This is a genomic window from Halohasta litchfieldiae (assembly GCF_002788215.1).
In the GTDB taxonomy this organism is placed as follows: domain Archaea; phylum Halobacteriota; class Halobacteria; order Halobacteriales; family Haloferacaceae; genus Halohasta; species Halohasta litchfieldiae.
This window is the reverse complement of the sequence record NZ_CP024845.1, coordinates 1,617,476-1,633,598: the sequence shown is the minus strand read 5'-3', so window position 1 is coordinate 1,633,598 and position 16,123 is coordinate 1,617,476. Positions and strand designations below refer to the sequence as shown.

16 protein-coding genes are annotated in these 16,123 nt (G+C 56.7%); 6 read left to right on the top strand and 10 right to left on the bottom strand.

All coding sequences use genetic code 11. From position 1 onward, the window contains the following. Positions 1-6: 6 nt before the first annotated feature. Positions 7-522, top strand: coding sequence for a hypothetical protein (locus HALTADL_RS08225; protein ID WP_089672671.1), 516 nt, complete (start codon positions 7-9; stop codon positions 520-522). A 56-nt stretch (positions 523-578) separates the two neighbouring features. Here the strand turns inward: HALTADL_RS08225 and HALTADL_RS08220 are convergent, their stop codons facing one another. Then, a complete protein-coding gene (locus tag HALTADL_RS08220; RefSeq protein WP_089672672.1) occupies positions 579-2,627 on the bottom strand; it encodes a glycoside hydrolase family 15 protein in 2,049 nt (682 codons plus the stop codon). A gap of 103 nt (positions 2,628-2,730) precedes the next feature. Between HALTADL_RS08220 and HALTADL_RS08215 the strand changes: the two genes are divergently transcribed. Beyond that, positions 2,731-4,917, top strand: coding sequence for an alpha-amylase family glycosyl hydrolase (locus HALTADL_RS08215; RefSeq protein ID WP_089672673.1), 2,187 nt, complete (start codon positions 2,731-2,733; stop codon positions 4,915-4,917). Positions 4,918-4,980: 63 nt separating this feature from the next. After that, positions 4,981-6,027, top strand: a complete 1,047-nt coding sequence (locus tag HALTADL_RS08210; protein WP_089672674.1) for a TrmB family transcriptional regulator — start codon at positions 4,981-4,983, stop codon at positions 6,025-6,027. Positions 6,028-6,030: 3 nt separating this feature from the next. On the opposite strand, the gene HALTADL_RS08205 is transcribed toward HALTADL_RS08210, so the two are convergent. Together HALTADL_RS08205 and HALTADL_RS17335 are read right to left on the bottom strand one after the other, a co-directional pair. Continuing rightward, positions 6,031-6,870 (bottom strand): HpcH/HpaI aldolase/citrate lyase family protein, encoded by an 840-nt coding sequence (locus tag HALTADL_RS08205; protein WP_089672675.1) that lies wholly within the window; start codon positions 6,868-6,870, stop codon positions 6,031-6,033. A gap of 72 nt (positions 6,871-6,942) precedes the next feature. Beyond that, on the bottom strand, positions 6,943-7,104 hold the full coding sequence (locus HALTADL_RS17335) for a hypothetical protein (RefSeq protein WP_162551700.1): 162 nt from the start codon (positions 7,102-7,104) through the stop codon (positions 6,943-6,945). A 190-nt stretch (positions 7,105-7,294) separates the two neighbouring features. Between HALTADL_RS17335 and HALTADL_RS08200 the strand changes: the two genes are divergently transcribed. After that, entirely contained in the window at positions 7,295-8,392 is a 1,098-nt protein-coding gene (locus HALTADL_RS08200) for a sulfite exporter TauE/SafE family protein (RefSeq protein ID WP_089672676.1), read from the top strand. Positions 8,393-8,414: 22 nt separating this feature from the next. On the opposite strand, the gene HALTADL_RS08195 is transcribed toward HALTADL_RS08200, so the two are convergent. The 4 genes from HALTADL_RS08195 to HALTADL_RS08180 all read right to left on the bottom strand — a co-directional run bounded on the left by HALTADL_RS08195 (position 8,415) and on the right by HALTADL_RS08180 (position 12,671). Continuing rightward, a complete protein-coding gene (locus HALTADL_RS08195) occupies positions 8,415-8,699 on the bottom strand; it encodes a hypothetical protein (RefSeq protein ID WP_089672677.1) in 285 nt (94 codons plus the stop codon). A gap of 67 nt (positions 8,700-8,766) precedes the next feature. Next, positions 8,767-9,795 carry an LLM class flavin-dependent oxidoreductase gene (locus HALTADL_RS08190; RefSeq protein ID WP_089672678.1) on the bottom strand — a complete coding sequence of 343 codons (1,029 nt, stop codon included), beginning with the start codon at positions 9,793-9,795 and terminating at the stop codon, positions 8,767-8,769. 251 nt (positions 9,796-10,046) lie between these two features. After that, positions 10,047-10,580, bottom strand: coding sequence for a type 1 glutamine amidotransferase domain-containing protein (locus HALTADL_RS08185; protein ID WP_089672679.1), 534 nt, complete (start codon positions 10,578-10,580; stop codon positions 10,047-10,049). A 360-nt stretch (positions 10,581-10,940) separates the two neighbouring features. After that, positions 10,941-12,671, bottom strand: coding sequence for a transposase (locus HALTADL_RS08180; protein ID WP_089672680.1), 1,731 nt, complete (start codon positions 12,669-12,671; stop codon positions 10,941-10,943). A 343-nt stretch (positions 12,672-13,014) separates the two neighbouring features. On the opposite strand from HALTADL_RS08180, the gene HALTADL_RS17330 reads away from it, so the two are divergent. Next, entirely contained in the window at positions 13,015-13,560 is a 546-nt protein-coding gene (locus HALTADL_RS17330; protein WP_143054144.1) for a hypothetical protein, read from the top strand. A 35-nt stretch (positions 13,561-13,595) separates the two neighbouring features. Here HALTADL_RS17330 and HALTADL_RS08170 read toward each other — a convergent pair whose 3' ends face one another. Beyond that, positions 13,596-14,243: a 3'-5' exonuclease family protein gene (locus HALTADL_RS08170; RefSeq protein WP_089672682.1), complete on the bottom strand. Its 648-nt coding sequence runs from the start codon at positions 14,241-14,243 to the stop codon at positions 13,596-13,598. Between the two features lie 199 nt (positions 14,244-14,442). Between HALTADL_RS08170 and HALTADL_RS08165 the strand changes: the two genes are divergently transcribed. After that, positions 14,443-14,931, top strand: coding sequence for a Fic family protein (locus HALTADL_RS08165; RefSeq protein ID WP_089672683.1), 489 nt, complete (start codon positions 14,443-14,445; stop codon positions 14,929-14,931). 116 nt (positions 14,932-15,047) lie between these two features. Here the strand turns inward: HALTADL_RS08165 and HALTADL_RS08160 are convergent, their stop codons facing one another. Beyond that, a complete protein-coding gene (locus HALTADL_RS08160) occupies positions 15,048-15,740 on the bottom strand; it encodes a DUF6338 family protein (protein WP_089672684.1) in 693 nt (230 codons plus the stop codon). A gap of 9 nt (positions 15,741-15,749) precedes the next feature. After that, entirely contained in the window at positions 15,750-16,037 is a 288-nt protein-coding gene (locus HALTADL_RS17325; RefSeq protein ID WP_143054145.1) for a hypothetical protein, read from the bottom strand. Positions 16,038-16,123: the final 86 nt, after the last annotated feature.

The window sequence follows — 16,123 nt, the reverse complement described above, 5'->3', positions numbered from 1 at the left end:
TCGGCAATGAAGAACGGCTCTGCCACCGTTCCGGATGACAACGTCCGTGCAGATCTTCAGGAGATCACTGATAAAAACGAGTTCATTCAAAACAGTGCTGCCAGCACAGTGTACTATCGTCTCACTGTCGCGGAGAACGGTTCGACTATCCGTTCGGAGTCCGTATCGCTCGACTCAGTTGCTACCACAATCTCTGAGCAGTCTCCTCACTATGAGAACCTCTCGACCGGCGAACAACGAACTGTCGATGCCGTGCTGGACAACTCCACAGGAGACGCCAGTGGGTATCGTCCACAGGTGAACGACCCATTCGTCAATCAGTTCCAGACCGCAATCTGGAAAGGTGACACGCTCTATAGCATCTATATAGACTCCTATGTCGATGGCTTCGGACCCTCCTTTGGTGGCTTCCTCCTTGGCCTCGGCGTCGCAGCAATCGGTGTTATCCTGATACTGACCGGCGGCAGGCTCTATATTGTCGACCCAAAACGGATTTCATGGGACCCTGATTCCGACGAATAAAGCCGTTCGACGCTGACTGCGGCTGTTTATTACTACGAATACGGAGCTGACCGCCTTCAGTCAGCGGCGATCTTGTGCGCCGCATACAGCACGCCGCGTTCGTCCATCAACGCAACCGTCGCCAGTCGGAGCGCATGCGGCCAGCCAAGTGGCGTCGCGCTGTCGGGCTCGCCGGTGTCGAAGAACTGCTCGGGCAGGTAGCTGGTGTCCTCACACAGCACGCCACCGGGCAGCACAAGCTCAAGCAGTTCACGCGCTCGCGCGGCGGCCTCGACCGCCCGCTCGTCGTCGTGATCGGCCAGCAGCGCGCCCAACTGGGCGGCGGCGTTCGCACCCCAGCCAGTCGACACGGTCCAGATCTTCTCATGATCCTGATGGGCCTGTCGCCAGGCGTCACCCTCGTTGCGGAAGAGGCCTGCAATCTCGCTCTCCTCGGGGTCGTGCCACAGCGCCTTGATGATCGTGTGGGTGTGGGAATCCAGCTGGTCGAGTCGGTAGTCGTCGACCGTTTCGATCTTTTCGTAGGCCCGATGGGCACCGACCAGCGCGAGGGTGGCCGAATCTGCCCGGCGGTCCAGTCCGCCGCCGCCGTGTTCGCGCAGGGCAAAGATGCCACGGTCATCTACCCAGAGGTGGTTGATCGCTTCGTAGACGCGATTGGCCTGCTCGTGGGCGTGGTCGGCGACCGCGAGATCGGTTGCGGCCAGCGCGCTGTAGGCTTCGAGGAAGGTTGCGGTCGTGTGGGTAAACCGCCCGATGGAATCCTCCCACGCGTTCTGACAGACCATCGGTCGACCGTCGTGTTCTAAGGTCCCATCGAGACTCTTGAGCGCGGCTTCGAGGGTGTCGACGACCTGTGCTTCGAGGTCAGCGTCCTCGATACCGGCGGCGTAGAAGTTCGCCAAGAAGGCGATGACGCTGCCGGTCTGGTCGGCCTGATAATCGTTGTCATTTCCGGCTTCGAGTTTGGCGTTAGCCCATCCCGGCGCAAGGGCACCGTTGTGGGGCCACACGCGATGCGGCCAGCTGCCGTCATCCCGCTGGGTCTCGCAGTAGGCCCGCGCACTGCGGGCGTGCCAGTGGCTGAGCCCGAGATCGAAGTGCTGGTCGGATTCGAGCACGAACCGCGAGATTTCTGCGTCGTCGCGGAACCAGGTGTAGCCGTAGCCGCCGGAGTACCGATAGTAGGGGTCGAAGTTCGGCCCGGCGATCCGGAGTCCCGTCTGTCCGGTCAACAGCGACAGCACGCGAACGTCGGCGCTGACCGACTCTCGCAGCGTCTCGGAGTGGTCCTCGCGTGCGGCCGTCGGGAGTGCTGCGTCGGCGGCGGCCTCGACGGCCTCGATACTGTTGAACTCCTCGCGGAGGTCCGCAAGCTGGTCGAGTGCCGCCTCACGCTCGGTTTCGGTTCGATCCGTGAGCAGTGTGACCAGTGTCGTCGACTCCCCGTACAGCGGGAGCGAACAGATCAGATCACCGCTGAGTCGGTCCTCGGAGTAGCGGTGGTCGCTGGCCGGTCGCGGGTACTCCGTCGGCTCCTCGTCGATCAGGTCCTCGAAGGCGACCGGGATCTGGCCCCGAACGTCGGTAAACCCGGTCGTAGAGCTGACGAAATCGTGTTCCCGCTGGTGGTAGACCTCGATCACGTCTTCGTGGTGAAGTTGGCCGACTTGACTGTCTTGGCCCTCTGGCGCCAGCGAGAGGTAAGCGATCATCTCTGTATGGCTCTCTCCCGTCTCGATCTCGTCGACGTCGAACCGGGTGATGTGGGCATCACCCGTGGTGAGATCAAGCTGTGTGACCGGTCCGAACGGTGTCCGGTGTATTGTTTCGACGAGTGTCGTCGCCTCGTGATACGATTGGGTCGTCTCCATCTCGTCGAACCAGAACGGTGTCCCGTCGACACGAAGCCCGAACCGCGACCGCTCGATACCAGTAAGCCCGGAGAGTGGATAGCCGAAGTCCCGCAGACTGCCCCCGTCGACGTGAATGAGTCGACGGCCGTTGCCGGAGAAACGACCAGTAATTGTCCGTCGTTCTCCCGGAAAACGGGTTTTATCCCCCGATGACGCTTTAAAATCATCGAGTGCGTCACGTAGTTGCACACCTATCTACCTGTCCTCCGTTGTCTTAATTCTTGGTGTATTTTTCTTTCACACGTTTTTTCCAACGACAACAGTCAAGACGGTTGGCCTCCGGGTGGGAGGTATGGACGCGCCAGGTCCGCCACGGTTCGTGTCGGTCGGCGACAGTGTCGAACTCGCCCCACGGTCGCCCGACCCCGACGCCGACTACAGGTGGACACTGCTCGATGCCCCCGCCGACAGTAGCATCACGGTCGACGATGGACCTGTAGTCGAGTTCGAACCTAACGCCCCGGGCCACTACCAACTCGAACTCGAAACGCCAGACGAAACCCACCTCCAGACAGTGCGAGCCTACCCGAGCGAACGCCACACCACCCGCCTCGAACTCCCGTTCGGTGACCTCCCGGAGTCAGTCACCGAGGTCGACTCGATGTCGGTGGTCGGTCCCTTCAACAAGCAGGTCGCTGGCCGAACACGACCGACACGCGAAGACGACCGGTTCGTCGTCGACCTCGACCTCCTGCCGGGCACGCACAGCTATGGCTTCTGTGTGAACGATGATTTCACACAACAGGTCCACGGCTCGGTGACAGTGCCGGGACCGGGTCGCCCCCGCTGTCGACTCGATGCTGAGATTCAGGACGAGACGCTTGTCGTCACTGCAACTGCCACCGCAGCCCCCGATACGGAAAACAGCGACGACGACCTCGCTGTCGACTTCGTCGTCGACGACCGCGACTGGCTGCCCGACTCGGTGGTCGAAGTCGACGACCGAACGCTCCGGGTACCGGTCGAATCAGTCCCCGAAACGCTCCGCATACACGCTGTCGCGGTCGGCGAGCGTCGGTCGGTTTCGGATACGCTCACGGTTCACCACACTGATGACGCCCTCTCCATCGAGCGACCAAACGATCCGCCAGCGTGGGCCGAGTCGCCGACCGTCTACGAAATCTTCGTTCGCTCGTTTACTGGCGAGACGCTACCGACCACGTTCGAAGAGATCGAACGCCGAGTCGAGTATCTCAACTCGCTGGCCGTCGACGTGCTGTGGCTCACCCCGGTGCTCGCAAGCCCGACCGACCACGGCTACCACATCACCGACTACTTCGAGACCGCCGACGATCTGGGGAGCCGCGAGGCCTTCGAGTCCCTTGTCGACACATGCCACGAGGCCGGAATCAGGGTCGTCTTCGATCTCGTCATCAACCACACCTCGCGGGACCACTCGGTGTACCAACTCCACGCTGGCGGCGTCGACCGCTACGACGACTATTATAAGCGCGTCCCCAAATCGTGGGACGGGACGGGCGTCGACTGGGCGGGCGACGACGCCCCGGAGTTCTACTTCAACTGGCAGCGGATTCCGAACCTCAACTACGGATCGCTCGCGGTTCGGCGGTGGATGCTCGATGTCGTCGACGAGTGGGCCGACGTGGTCGACGGGTTCCGCTGTGACGTGGCGTGGGGCGTCCCCCACAGTTTCTGGAAGGAGGTCCGCGAGCGCGTGCCCGACGACTTCCTCCTCCTCGATGAGACGATTCCACGGGACCCCCACTACCACGAGGCGGAGTTTCACATGCATTACGACACCGCGCTCTACGGCACGCTCCGCGAGATCGGCCACGGCGAGGCACCGGCGACGAAGATCTTTCAGGCACTGAACGACGCCGTCTGGCAGGGGTTCCCCGAGTCGGCGGTCCATCTCCGCTACATCGAAAACCACGACGAGGAGCGGTATCTCGACGAGTGCAGCCAGCGCGCACTTCGGGCGGCAGTCGCGGCCACATTCACGCTCCCCGGCGCACCGATGATCTACTACGGCCAAGAGCGTGGGATGACCGAGCAGCGTGGCCCGATGAAATGGCACGACGGCGACGCCGAGTTGACCGATTTCCACCGGTCGCTGTCGACGCTCCGCCGCGAGTATCCCGTCCTCAAACACGGCGCTGTCGAACCACTGTCGGTTACTGTCGCCGACAGTCGAGAGGAGGTTACTGACGACGAGACAGTCGACAGCGATCCTGTGGCTGATGACGAGGGCAGTTCCGACAGCGAACCCGACGCCGACGTGGACGCTGCTGAGCAAGTCGTCGCCTTCGCCCGCGATGACGGCACGGATCGATTGCTTGTCGTCTGCAACTTTGCCGACGAACCACAGGCGGTCAGCCTCCCCGAGCCCGTCAGCGAGACTGATCTTCGGACAACTCAGCCGCTTAAAAAACGCTATCCAAAGGCGTCGACCGACACCGAGGGTGAGCGCGATACCTCCCTTCTCGTCGACGATGTCGTGATCTGCCGGGCACGCTAATGGTGGACTGTCGTCGGCCGATTCCGTCCCCCGTTTTAAGTATCTCCCCTGAGCAGTGACAGTATGGACGACGCTACGCTTCGGGCCAATCTGCGTCGGTTCGGCCTCTCCGAAAAGGAGGTCGACACCTACCTCACGCTGTTGGAATACGGCGAAGCAACGGCCAGCACCATCGCCGACGTCGCGGGCGTCTCGAAACGGTACGTCTACAGCGTCAGTGAAACCCTTGCGGATCGCGGCTTTGTCGAGGTTACCGACCACGTCGTTCCGACGACAATCCACGCGTTGCCCCCCGAGACGGTGATCGACGAACTCGTGCGAGATGCCAAGTCGATGCAGCCAGCCCTCGAAGCCCGCTACACCCGTACCGAACCCTCCGCTGACCATTTCGAAATCGTCAAAAGCCGCGTCACGGTCCTGAAACGAATCCGGGCGTTTATCGACGACGCCGACGAGGAACTCACGCTTTCGATTCCGCTTGCTGTTATCGATGAGGTCGACGATGCTCTGCAGGCGGCCAGAGACCGCGGCGTGCTGGTCGTCCTGCTGGTTTCAGGCACTGTCGAACTCCCCCCGGAGTTGACTCACCTCGCCAGTGTCACCCGTGTCTGGAGCGAAACGATGCCCGCGATGTTGACCGTCGACCGGCGGGTCGGCGTTATCGCCCCCATCGAGATGGTAGCGAGTGCCCACAGCGATACCCAGGCGATTGTCTTCGCCCAGGAACATCTCGGGCCGGTCGTCGTCGCCTCCTTTTTCGGCAACTACTGGCCAGTCGGCCGCGAGGCGGCGGTCACCGATCCGGTCGAACTCCCGGTGACCGCCGAGAACTTCTGGCACATCATCTTTCAGGCGACCCTCTGGCTCCGGGCCGACGCCGACCTCCGAGCCACCATCGAGGGCCGCACCACCGCCGACAACGAGCGCGTCGACATCGATTGCCGGATCGTCGACGTCACCCAAGGCCTGATCGAGCCAACCAACAACTCGTTTCCGGTCGAACACAGTCTGACAGTCGAAGCCGACGGCCAGACCTACACCGTCGGCGGCTACGGCGCGTTCCTCGAAGATATTGAGGCCGACCGCGTCACGCTCGAACTCGACACCTGAGGATTACTGGTCGCCAACATCCTCAGCCGCAGCCGCGAGGTCGACGATCCGTTCGGCCTGTCTGCGTTGGGGTGAATCGATCATCTCGCCGTCGACCGAAATGACGCCCTGTCCCTGCTCGTCGACCGCTTCGAGCACACGCCGCGCCCACGCCAGTTCCTCGTCGGTGGGTCGAAACGCCTCGTTGATGATCTCGACCTGCCGGGGATGCATCGCCATTTTGCCGTCGTACCCCAGTCGACGGGCCTGTTCGGTTTCGGCCCGGAGTCCCGCTTCGTCGCTGATCTCCGGATAATGCGTGTCGATGGCGTCGACGCGGTGGGCCCGTGCCGCGAGGACGACCTGCTGGCGGGCGTAGGCTACTTCGCTCCCCTCGTCGGTTCGGGTCGCACCGATGTCTGCGGCCAGATCCTCGGCACCGAAAATCAGCCCGTCACTTCGGTCGACCGCTGCAATCTCGCCTGCTGCGAGCACGCCCGCGGCTGTTTCGATCAGTGCGACAACCGGGCAGTCGATATCGTACTCCGCACAGAGCTGACTTACGGTCGCTATCTCGTCCGGACCCGACACCTTCGGAAGCATGAGGCTGTCCGGGGTGGGTGCGTCCGCAAGCGCGGCGAGATCAGTCGCTCCACCAGCGCCGACTGGATTCACTCGGACACAGATCTCGCTTGTGGTGTCGACACCGAGTGCGTCGACGACCGCTGTTCTGGCCTGCTGTTTCCGATCCGGCGCAACACCGTCCTCCAGATCGAAAACGATCATATCCGCAGCCGAGGCGGCGGCGGTGTCGAGTTTGTCGGGTTGATCGCCCGGTGAAAACAGCACGCTTCGGCGAGCCATACCCCTGCTACGGGTGGTTGTGAGTTAATACCACGGTCGACGGCAGTCGGAGCCGAATAAAAAGAGGCTACCTCAGCGTTGGCGGCCAGTTCGGGCCTCGACTTGCTGTTTGATGTACAGCCGCGACCACGTGTCGAAATACCGCTTCAGACGGCCGCCGAGGCCTGCGTACTCGTCATCGAGCGTCCTCCGCTCGGACTGTGCGTCGCCGAGATTTCTGTTGTCGACGCTCATCGTGGTAGTATATACCATTGCGTATGTAATAAATATTAGGATCAGTTACGACGTTTCTCTCGTCTCCACAGCTGTGTCTGGCCAACTGGACTTGTTTTTTCGGATTCACTATTTCATAATGATTCTTGCCTTTGTTTTTCACAAACGGAAATATTTATTATCGAACTCCGAAAAAGGGGGCTACAATTCAATGAGTTCGCTTTCGTGGTCCGGTCGACTCCAGCGGACGTTCTTGGACTATCAACACGTGTTCGTTTTTCTGGCACCCATTCTGTTCATTGTGGGCGTATACTTCGGCGCGCCGACTCCAGCGGATGCGGACGCTGGCTACTGGCTGAAGTTCTGGTGGCTGTTCCCGTTTTTCCTGCTCGGGGCAACCATCGTCAATACCGTGGGGATCAGTGGTTCGGCGCTGTTCGTCCCGTATCTGATCTTCATCTTCCCGCTGTTGGCCTTCGAGCTTGACCCGGCAACAATCGTCAAGATCGGCCTTATCAGCGAGTCGTTCGGGTTGTCGAGTTCGTCGCTGGCGTTCATCCAGCATGGACTGGTCGACCGTCGACTGGCAGCCACGCTCGTCGGTGGTTCGATCCCGTTCGTCGTGGGTGGGGCACTGCTTTCGTTTGTTATTCCCGAGCCGATCTTCCAGCTCCTGCTCGCCATTGCGCTGCTTGCCTCCGCGGCGCTCCTGTTTAAAATCGATCTCAGCCACGACGAACCGGCCGACAGCGACTCCGAAGCCAGCGGCGGTGTCGCCGTCGAAGCCGATGGCGGTCCCGACCTTCCCGACGACAGCGCCAAACCCGGCGCGGCGGGTGTCTCGACCGACGACGATGGCGTCGTCACGCGTGTCGACCGCACCGGAAACACCTACTCCTACACTCGTGGTGGCTATCTCGAACGATTCGGGAACTACAGCATCGGTGGGGTGTTTCAGGGACTGGCTGGCTTCGGTATCGGTGAGCTGGGGATTATTTCGATGCTCCGGACCTCGGTTCCAGTTCGGATCGCTATCGGAACGAACCATATCGTCGTCGCCACCACCGCGATCCTAGCTTCGTTGGTTCACGTTTTCGGCGGGGGACTTGTCGGCGGCCACACGATGGATCTGGCGTCGACGCCGTGGAACATGGTCGTCTGGACCGTCCCCGCAGCCGCAACTGGCGGTCAGATCGCCCCCTTCGTCGCCAACGCTCTCGACACTGGGACGATCAAACACGCTGTCGGGATTCTGTTCGCAATCATCGCCACCGCGCTGTTCCTGATGGCCGGTAGCGGTCTCATCTGATCGTCGACCCTGCGAGCGTTTTTCAGATTACGTCACTCGATTCGTGAACTTCTCGCATCCGCTGGGCTTCGGTCGCGTACTGCTCCTGTTGGTCGACGTCGTCGACCGTTCCAAGATTTCCGGGGTCGACCGCGACGGCTGCCGTGGTGTCTCGAACATCGCCGAACGAGGTGAGTGCCCGCTCTTTGCGGTAGTACCGGTCGCCTTCGGGCGTCGCGTACGTGAGAATGATTAGGTTCTGCTCGTCGTCGGAGTAGGTTCGCTCGACCAGCCAGACACGAACACTGTCGACGGCATCGTCTCCCATACCACGAGTTACCACGCCATCCGGAAATGATTGCTGGTGGTGCTGAGCGCGGCTGGCGTTGATTCCGTTAGCGGGCTGTGAGTCCGACGCCCTCCGCCAAGAGTTCGTGTGAGCGGAGCGCATCGTCGTGGTCGGCGATGACATGCTGTATCATTACTTCGTCGACACCCACACGGTCTGTGAGTTGTTCGAGCAGGCCAGCGAGCGTTTCCGGACTCCCGGAGATCGCTCGCGGCCACTCGTCAGCATCGAGCGTTGCCGGCGTCGGCTCGGGGACCGAACCGAGTTCGTCGATACTCTCGTCGACCGACGGCACGGTGCCGACGACTCCCCGTTGCATCCGCTTGAACGAGGCCTCGGCCGAGGCGCGAAGCCGCGCCGCCTTCTGATCGGTCTCCGCACAGACTGCATTGACCGCGATCATCCCCTGTGGCTCGTCGATTTTTCCCGGCTGTTGTGACGGCTGGAATTTGTCGTGGTACTCCTCGAAGGCTCGCGTGGCGAACTGAGGTCGAATGAACGCCGCAAAACAGTAGGGCACACCGAGTTCGGCCGCAAGCGCTGCGCTCGATGGACTCGATCCGAGCGTCCACGGCCTCGGTCGCTCCGCGCCCGAGCGTGGAACCGTTACCTCGCTGTAGGGGTGTTCATCCGGATAGCTATCGTAGAGGTGGTTGATGACCGCTGTGATCTTCTCGGCGTGGTCCTTGTCGGGGTTCTCAACGCGTCGGTCGGTGCCAAGCGCACGGTCGACGGCCGGTGAGCCGTTGGCTCGACCCAGTCCGGCGTCGATGCGGCCCGGTGCGAGTCCATCCAACGTCCCGAACTGTTCTGCGACTTTAAATGGGCTGTAGTGATTGAGCAGGACGGCCCCCGATCCGAGCCGGATCGACTCAGTTTCGGCAGCGAGGTGACCGAGCAGCACCTCGGGAGTCGTTCCAGCGAGGGAACGAGCCATCCCATGGTGTTCGGCAACCCAGAACCGCGTGTATCCGAGGCGTTCGGCCTGCTGTGCAGCCGCGACCGTGTTCGAATAGGCGTCGGTCGCAGTTCCTTTGTCGGGAACCGGAGAGAGATCAACAACTGAGAGTTCCATAGCTCATCTCAACGATTGTCAGGGATAACTGTTGGTCCGACGTGAGTACTCAGCGACTTTCCTCAACGAATACCACTGTTCACACTCTTGGGTCTTCGTCTCCTCGCAGACGAGAGTAGCCACAACCCCGGAAGATGGGTTTGTTGTATACTTCTCAGCAATTAAAATCGGGTCGAATAGAATGCAGTAGATGAGAGTTAGCTTCAGCGGGTGTGTTGAATTCTGGGCCCAGAGTCGGCAGCGACGGGTTCCTAGGCGTCGTTCTCGGCCAGCGCATCCACCAGGACGCGGCAGTAATCGGGGATGTCCTTGACGACGCGTCCCCAGACGATGTTGCCGTCGCGGAACGCCGGTTCGTCGACCCAATTCGCCCCGGCGTTGACAAGGTCGTCTTTGATACCGAGCGACCCCGTCGCATCCGAGCCCTCGACGATGCCGGCTGAAATGCCGACCAGCCCGGCGTGACAGATCAGCCCGATGATCTTGTCGTCCTCATAGACGTCCCGGACGAGGTCGAGCACCGACTGGTCGCGGCGAATCTTGTCGGGCGTCCAACCGCCGGGGACCAAGACCGCGTCGACCGCCGCCGGGTCGACCGCCTCGGCTGTGAGTTCGCTCTCGGCGGTGAGCCCGCCGCTCTTGCCCGTATACTCCACGCCGGCTTCGGTGCCGACGACATCGATCTGTGCCCCTTCTTCTTCCATGCGCATGTAGACGGCCCAGAACTCTAAGTCCTCGAATCCCGGTCCGACCAACATGGCGATTCGTTTGTCTTCCAGTTTCATGTTGAATCACCGTTGGGAGATGCCCAGACGTTCCGGACGTGCGTCGTCGACGTCACCGTCCGGCCAATACCCAACCGTACATCGGTAGACAACTTATTTCGGGATAATGTTTTGGTCGTGTTACAAGGTAGTGTTCAGATAAGCTGGAACCAGACAATCGGTAGATGGGGGGTGCTACTAACGACATTGGGTAGATGTTCAGATATAATATATACTTATAGCCATGAAAATAAGTAACCGAAAAAAATACAGCGATCTACTCGGAATTAGGTTAGCTAACCGATAAATGAGACCGAAAAATCGGGTTACTGCACAGTGTTGCGACTACCAGTTATGCGACCCCGAAGAAGCGAATCTACGTTAATCTATCTCTCTGAGGAACTCGCCGATAGCCCTCACGAATGTCTTAACGCCCACTACCGGTGGTGATCGGATCGGTTGCTCCCGTGCTATTTTGATCAGATAGTCCGTCAGCCGCCACAGGTTGTAGAGCAACGCGGCCAACACGAAATTCGTGAATCGAACCCGGTAGTCCATCGAGGACGTTTTCGGCAGGAACTCTTCTATGGACTTGTACTGGTTTTCGATCTCCCACCGTCGACTGTAGTTGTTGCAGATCGGCGCGATTTCTTCTGTTCCTACGTCGTCTCGGTTAGTCGTGAATACAGCGTATTTGCCATCTGCATCATCGCTCGTGCTTGGAACATAGAGATATTCAGCTGTGTGGTGGACCTCACCGTTGTACCCGACCGGGACGTTGTGTTTGACAGCTGCATCGGCGTCCGGATGCTCTTTGATGTCCTTGATCGTATCCAGATCGTCCTGGTACTTCGGGACCGGAGCAGTGTAGATGATATCTCGGTTCTCGATAGCCGCGTAGACTCCCTTACTGTGGAATCCGCGATCTAAGTACACTTCATCGAGATCTACGTACCGTTCGGCCTTGGCTAACAGTCGCTCTACGATATCGGCTTTCGAGTACGAGGGTGCGTCGTCGTCTTCCCACTTCGAGTTCTCTTTTACTGGTTCAACGCCCAGAATGATCGGTGCTAAATCCCCAGCAAGAGTGATGGTGGCGTACTTGTATCCTCGCTTGTAGTCGTTGTCTTTCTTGTACCCGCTGACCATCCGAGGAAAATCAGGCCGAGTGATTCCTTCGTCCTTGTTTTCCCACGGCGAGATGGACACTTCTTCGTGAGTGATGTCGATTGCGGCGGTCTTTTTGCGGTCGTTGAACGGTCCTGCCCCCTGAATTGACGAAATGATATTGTCGACAGCACCATCGAATGATTCCATCAGTTCGTCTCTGATCGCATTAACCTCCGGCATATTGTCGTTTTGCAGGAGGTCATCGATCGTCAGTTGTGCGTCCTCGTCGCTGGGGGTAGCAAACTGCTTAATCACACGCAGGATCGTCGAGCCGTGGGCTGTCTGGTCGTCGTTAGTCAACCAGCCGTACTCTCCTTCAGAATTGGCACTCCCACGGTAAGCGCAGGCACGTGCGAACATTTCAAGGATTTCTTCATCCTCATAGGTTCTGTTGATTGCCCGTCCACTCTCGAACTCTGGAAAAGCGTGATGGCGAGCGAGCTTGATCGTCTTGGTCGTTTTCTGTCTGTGTGCTTCCCCCTCTGTCTGTTCGTCTTCGTCCTCCTTCGAGGGGTCTGTAGCAACGAGAGATTCAGCGATCACGTCGTTCTCGACAGCGACCTGTGCGATCCCCTTTGCAGCGGCCTTGATTATCTCCTGTGTCCCTTCACTGAACTGCCGCCACGCATGGTTGATCGTTCCCTGTTTTGGTGCGTTATCGAGTTTCCGAATATCGAACCCACAGGTTTTGACCAGGGACGGGCGTGAATTGAGACGATCGGCGAGTTCGTTTTGTGATAGTCCTTTCACCCGCTGATAAAGGAACGCCCGAACAAGCGACTCAGTCTCGAATGTGACCTTGTTTTGATTGCGAGTGTCAGTCAAGTCACCGACCGGGATACTGAGCTGACCAATAACATCCCATAGATGGGGCTCACGCTCACAGAGTGTTTCTGCATGTACGACAATGGCCTCCGCAATTGCAGGATCATCTCTTTGCATAAGATTCCTCCGTGAAAATTCCAGCTAATCTCGCTGTACCGCGTAAATATAGCTGAAAGAAATGAACGCGATAGCCTGTGCTACCACAGGCCTGTTCTCCAGTGTGTCTGTCGTCAAATCTCATATAGGTGGTAACTGCAGAATTTTACTTTGGTTTGGAGTGTTATTTTGAGGGTGTTACTTCCGAATTTCCGAATTATCCTACGAGGAGAGGCGACAAAAGCAGGCTAGCGCGCGAAAAATCGGATATTAAGCAAATTGGTGAATCTGTCTGGATTAAAAATTGATTTGATTCAAAAATAGCTCTATACTATATCACCGATTGTCCATCAAGAAGTTACTAATGAGTACTGCAGACATCAACGACTTTTTACAACGAAAAGGGTCTGTAGAAATTATCGTTGAAATTGGATCTGGAAGTTCAACATTCCAGAATATCAAAAAATCGGTACTAGTGAGCTCCTCTACTATTTCTAATCGCTTGAAGGATGGCGTCGAAATAGAATTATTTGATGTAACACACCGACCGACAGAATACGGAACACAAAAACGATACGAACTAACACCTATCGGAAATCGTGTTTTTGAATGGATTCAAGAAATCGACATGGATTCGGCGGTTCGAGAACTCCAACGTGTTCAACGCAAGCGAGACAGCAAACTAGACCGGTTACTTGATTTTGTTAGAAGAGATATGTCGCTTCACGATACAGAGAACATTTGGGGTGATTTTCCTTCTGACGATGGAGTTGAAAATTCGTTTGAAGAACCGATCGATGAAATAGAGCCTGAGCAATTGGAAGAGAAGCGGAGAAAAAAACGGAGAGAGAAGCTGGAAAATGATCTTGTAGGAGAGATGAATCTTGATGAAGACACCGATGAAAAATGAGAGTGACTAATTCGACCACTTTGCAAAAAAAGTGCCTACCGGCCCGGTGGATTGAGGTTCTTCATCTTGAAATCTGACCGTGGGACATACGATTCTGCAAGAACTGCAAGCTCACGGGTCCGTTGGATATCTGCAAGATTGTGCAGTAGCAGTGATTCCCACTCAGCTCCTTCGAATGCGTCGACAGCTGCCTTACTATCGTCGAAGGGATCGCACGACTCATCTTGGACCAGCTCGTCGTAGACGCCGACGAGATCGTTCTTATCGTTCGTATCGAACCGGTCGACGAACTCGAAGACATCTGCGTAGGCCAGATTCGGAAACGGCCAGTCGATGTCGTGTGAGATACACGCAGTTCGGACAAATGGGAGATCGAATCCACCGTTCCACGTCTCACCGTTGTAAGCTGTCAAGTAGTGTTTGTCGTCATCAAGTCGGTTGTGAGATACAGTAGTCAAGATTTCCAGCAGACCTTCCTCTTCTCTTGTGACTATTACCTCAATACTACCAACTGACTCCTCAAGCAGTGTTTGTTCCAGGTGGGAGCTGTTCGCCTCTCGGCCTGCTGTGTTCAAGATGATGACCTCACCGAGTTCGTGAGCGATGCCAGCTACAGTAATGACTGCTTCCTCTCCAAGCCCGCTTGTTTCAATGTCGAAGGCTACTGGGTCAAGATTTCCCATATGGGGCTGTTACGGAGGTTACATATGATGATTGGAGGGTAGTTTCCGAAACTCGAATATTTACCAAATAGACCCAAGCAAGGGTATCCAGTTTACATCACAATGTATCTGTGCAAGACTGTGACCAAGTGTCAATTACGAAAGGATCGACGTATCGGTGCTACCAAACTTCTAATTGGGACGAAGCCGCTGTACGTATATGGTTGATCTACGAGAATATTTCAGAGAATCCAACGCGATCGAGGATGTCCACGAGGAAACAGCCATCGATGCAACCTTCGAAGCTTGGGAAGCGATCAAAGATGAAGATCCGATCACTCACGACGTGATCAAAACGGGTCACGAATACATCCTACAAGATCGACAACCAGATATCGCAGGCCAGTACCGCGATATTCAGGTCTATATCGGTGAGTCGACTCCACCCCCGCCGGTAGTCGTCGAATCTGAGATGGAGAAATTACTCTCGTGGGAACCTCAGAATCCAATAGAGGCCATTGAGTGGCATATAGCTTTTGAGCAGATTCATCCTTTCGCTGATGGCAACGGACGGATTGGAAGACTTCTCTATCTCCGTCATTCGCAGATGTTAGAAATTGAGCCAATTATGTGGCGTGCAGAAGACCGAGCAGGCTATTACGATTTGTTCCAGACAGATGTGAACTTAGATGAGAAATCGAACATATGATAGACCACAACCGCCATTCCATTCGAGTAATTCAGCCCATCTCCCACAACCGAGAAGGATTAACCTGTCTGACCACAGCAGGTCAGTTAGATATCTTTATTTCATATTAAAAATTATTAATTCGGCATTGAATGCGTCTCGTCATGAATTTCCTCTTCGTCATTCTCTTCCTCTAGCTGACGTTCTGAGGGAGTTAACACAGATATTTGTTGAATATCGCCGCCCATTATAAGCTCAACATCTGCATTGGAATCGACCAATTCTCCGGTGTCGCTGAATTCCCACGTAGCATTCTTAATCGCTATTTGTTTTTCTTTTCCATCATCACTGTACTGCCATAGCTCACCAGCGACAAGGTCATTATCAGATGTAAGCACCTGAACGTGTGTGGCATTATCGAGCGTCCCCTCCCAGGGTTCATGGAAATTTCGTCTTCGGTCAGGAGACACGCGATTCCACACCCATTCTCTACAAGTCCGGTGAACATCACGCGCAAGCAGATACGCTCCCACAAGACCGACAATAATTGAAAATAACATCAGAGACAGAACAAGTCCCGGACGGAATTGAGGGGTGAAAAACAAATTACTCACATCTGTTGGTTCTGTGAATGTTTGACCAGTCAATTGGACTATCCAAAGAAAGAGCGTTACAACAAATAGACTTGATGCCAGACTGATGATTATCAGCCTCCATTTTGAGATTTCAGTTCTCAGAACACCAAGCGTGACAGCTACATGGGTGGCGATGAAGCCAGGAACGACAACAATCAGTGCTAATAGTAGATTTTCTAACGAAGTACCGAGCATCGTCGACTGTTATTCGCTTTGGTCAGAATCGGAACGTGAAGATCGAGTAGATGAACGGCGCACGCCAAAAATACCTATGCGCCCGCCGGAGTCGCCGTCTGCGGTTTTCCCCTTTTGATCGACATCCTCAACTGTGTGGCCTTTTTCAACGGTCTGACCATCTGTGACAGTTTTGGAATTTTGGCTAAGTGTCTTGCCGAACTCACCGTCGACGATTTTTGAGTTGGTGCGATTCGTCTTTCCTAGTGTCTCGCTTTCTCGACCGGACTTCTCCGACGAAGTATCATCATTCGACATTTACGGATAGAGGTAATTTCTGCCCCCTATTAAGTCTAGGCCAACCGGAGTGAAAGTGATTGTCTAAAGACTGTCAGACAGGTGTT

Excerpts from the sequence above, each read along its gene's own strand:
- HALTADL_RS08225 (WP_089672671.1), top strand. The coding sequence starts at position 7 with ATGAAGAACGGCTCTGCCACCGTTCCGGATGACAACGTCCGTGCAGAT.
- HALTADL_RS08215 (WP_089672673.1), top strand. The coding sequence starts at position 2,731 with ATGGACGCGCCAGGTCCGCCACGGTTCGTGTCGGTCGGCGACAGTGTC.
- HALTADL_RS08210 (WP_089672674.1), top strand. The coding sequence starts at position 4,981 with ATGGACGACGCTACGCTTCGGGCCAATCTGCGTCGGTTCGGCCTCTCC.
- HALTADL_RS08205 (WP_089672675.1), bottom strand. The coding sequence starts at position 6,870 with ATGGCTCGCCGAAGCGTGCTGTTTTCACCGGGCGATCAACCCGACAAA.
- HALTADL_RS17335 (WP_162551700.1), bottom strand. The coding sequence starts at position 7,104 with ATGAGCGTCGACAACAGAAATCTCGGCGACGCACAGTCCGAGCGGAGG.
- HALTADL_RS08200 (WP_089672676.1), top strand. The coding sequence starts at position 7,295 with ATGAGTTCGCTTTCGTGGTCCGGTCGACTCCAGCGGACGTTCTTGGAC.
- HALTADL_RS08195 (WP_089672677.1), bottom strand. The coding sequence starts at position 8,699 with ATGGGAGACGATGCCGTCGACAGTGTTCGTGTCTGGCTGGTCGAGCGA.
- HALTADL_RS08190 (WP_089672678.1), bottom strand. The coding sequence starts at position 9,795 with ATGGAACTCTCAGTTGTTGATCTCTCTCCGGTTCCCGACAAAGGAACT.
- HALTADL_RS08185 (WP_089672679.1), bottom strand. The coding sequence starts at position 10,580 with ATGAAACTGGAAGACAAACGAATCGCCATGTTGGTCGGACCGGGATTC.
- HALTADL_RS08180 (WP_089672680.1), bottom strand. The coding sequence starts at position 12,671 with ATGCAAAGAGATGATCCTGCAATTGCGGAGGCCATTGTCGTACATGCA.
- HALTADL_RS17330 (WP_143054144.1), top strand. The coding sequence starts at position 13,015 with ATGAGTACTGCAGACATCAACGACTTTTTACAACGAAAAGGGTCTGTA.
- HALTADL_RS08170 (WP_089672682.1), bottom strand. The coding sequence starts at position 14,243 with ATGGGAAATCTTGACCCAGTAGCCTTCGACATTGAAACAAGCGGGCTT.
- HALTADL_RS08165 (WP_089672683.1), top strand. The coding sequence starts at position 14,443 with ATGGTTGATCTACGAGAATATTTCAGAGAATCCAACGCGATCGAGGAT.
- HALTADL_RS08160 (WP_089672684.1), bottom strand. The coding sequence starts at position 15,740 with ATGCTCGGTACTTCGTTAGAAAATCTACTATTAGCACTGATTGTTGTC.
- HALTADL_RS17325 (WP_143054145.1), bottom strand. The coding sequence starts at position 16,037 with ATGTCGAATGATGATACTTCGTCGGAGAAGTCCGGTCGAGAAAGCGAG.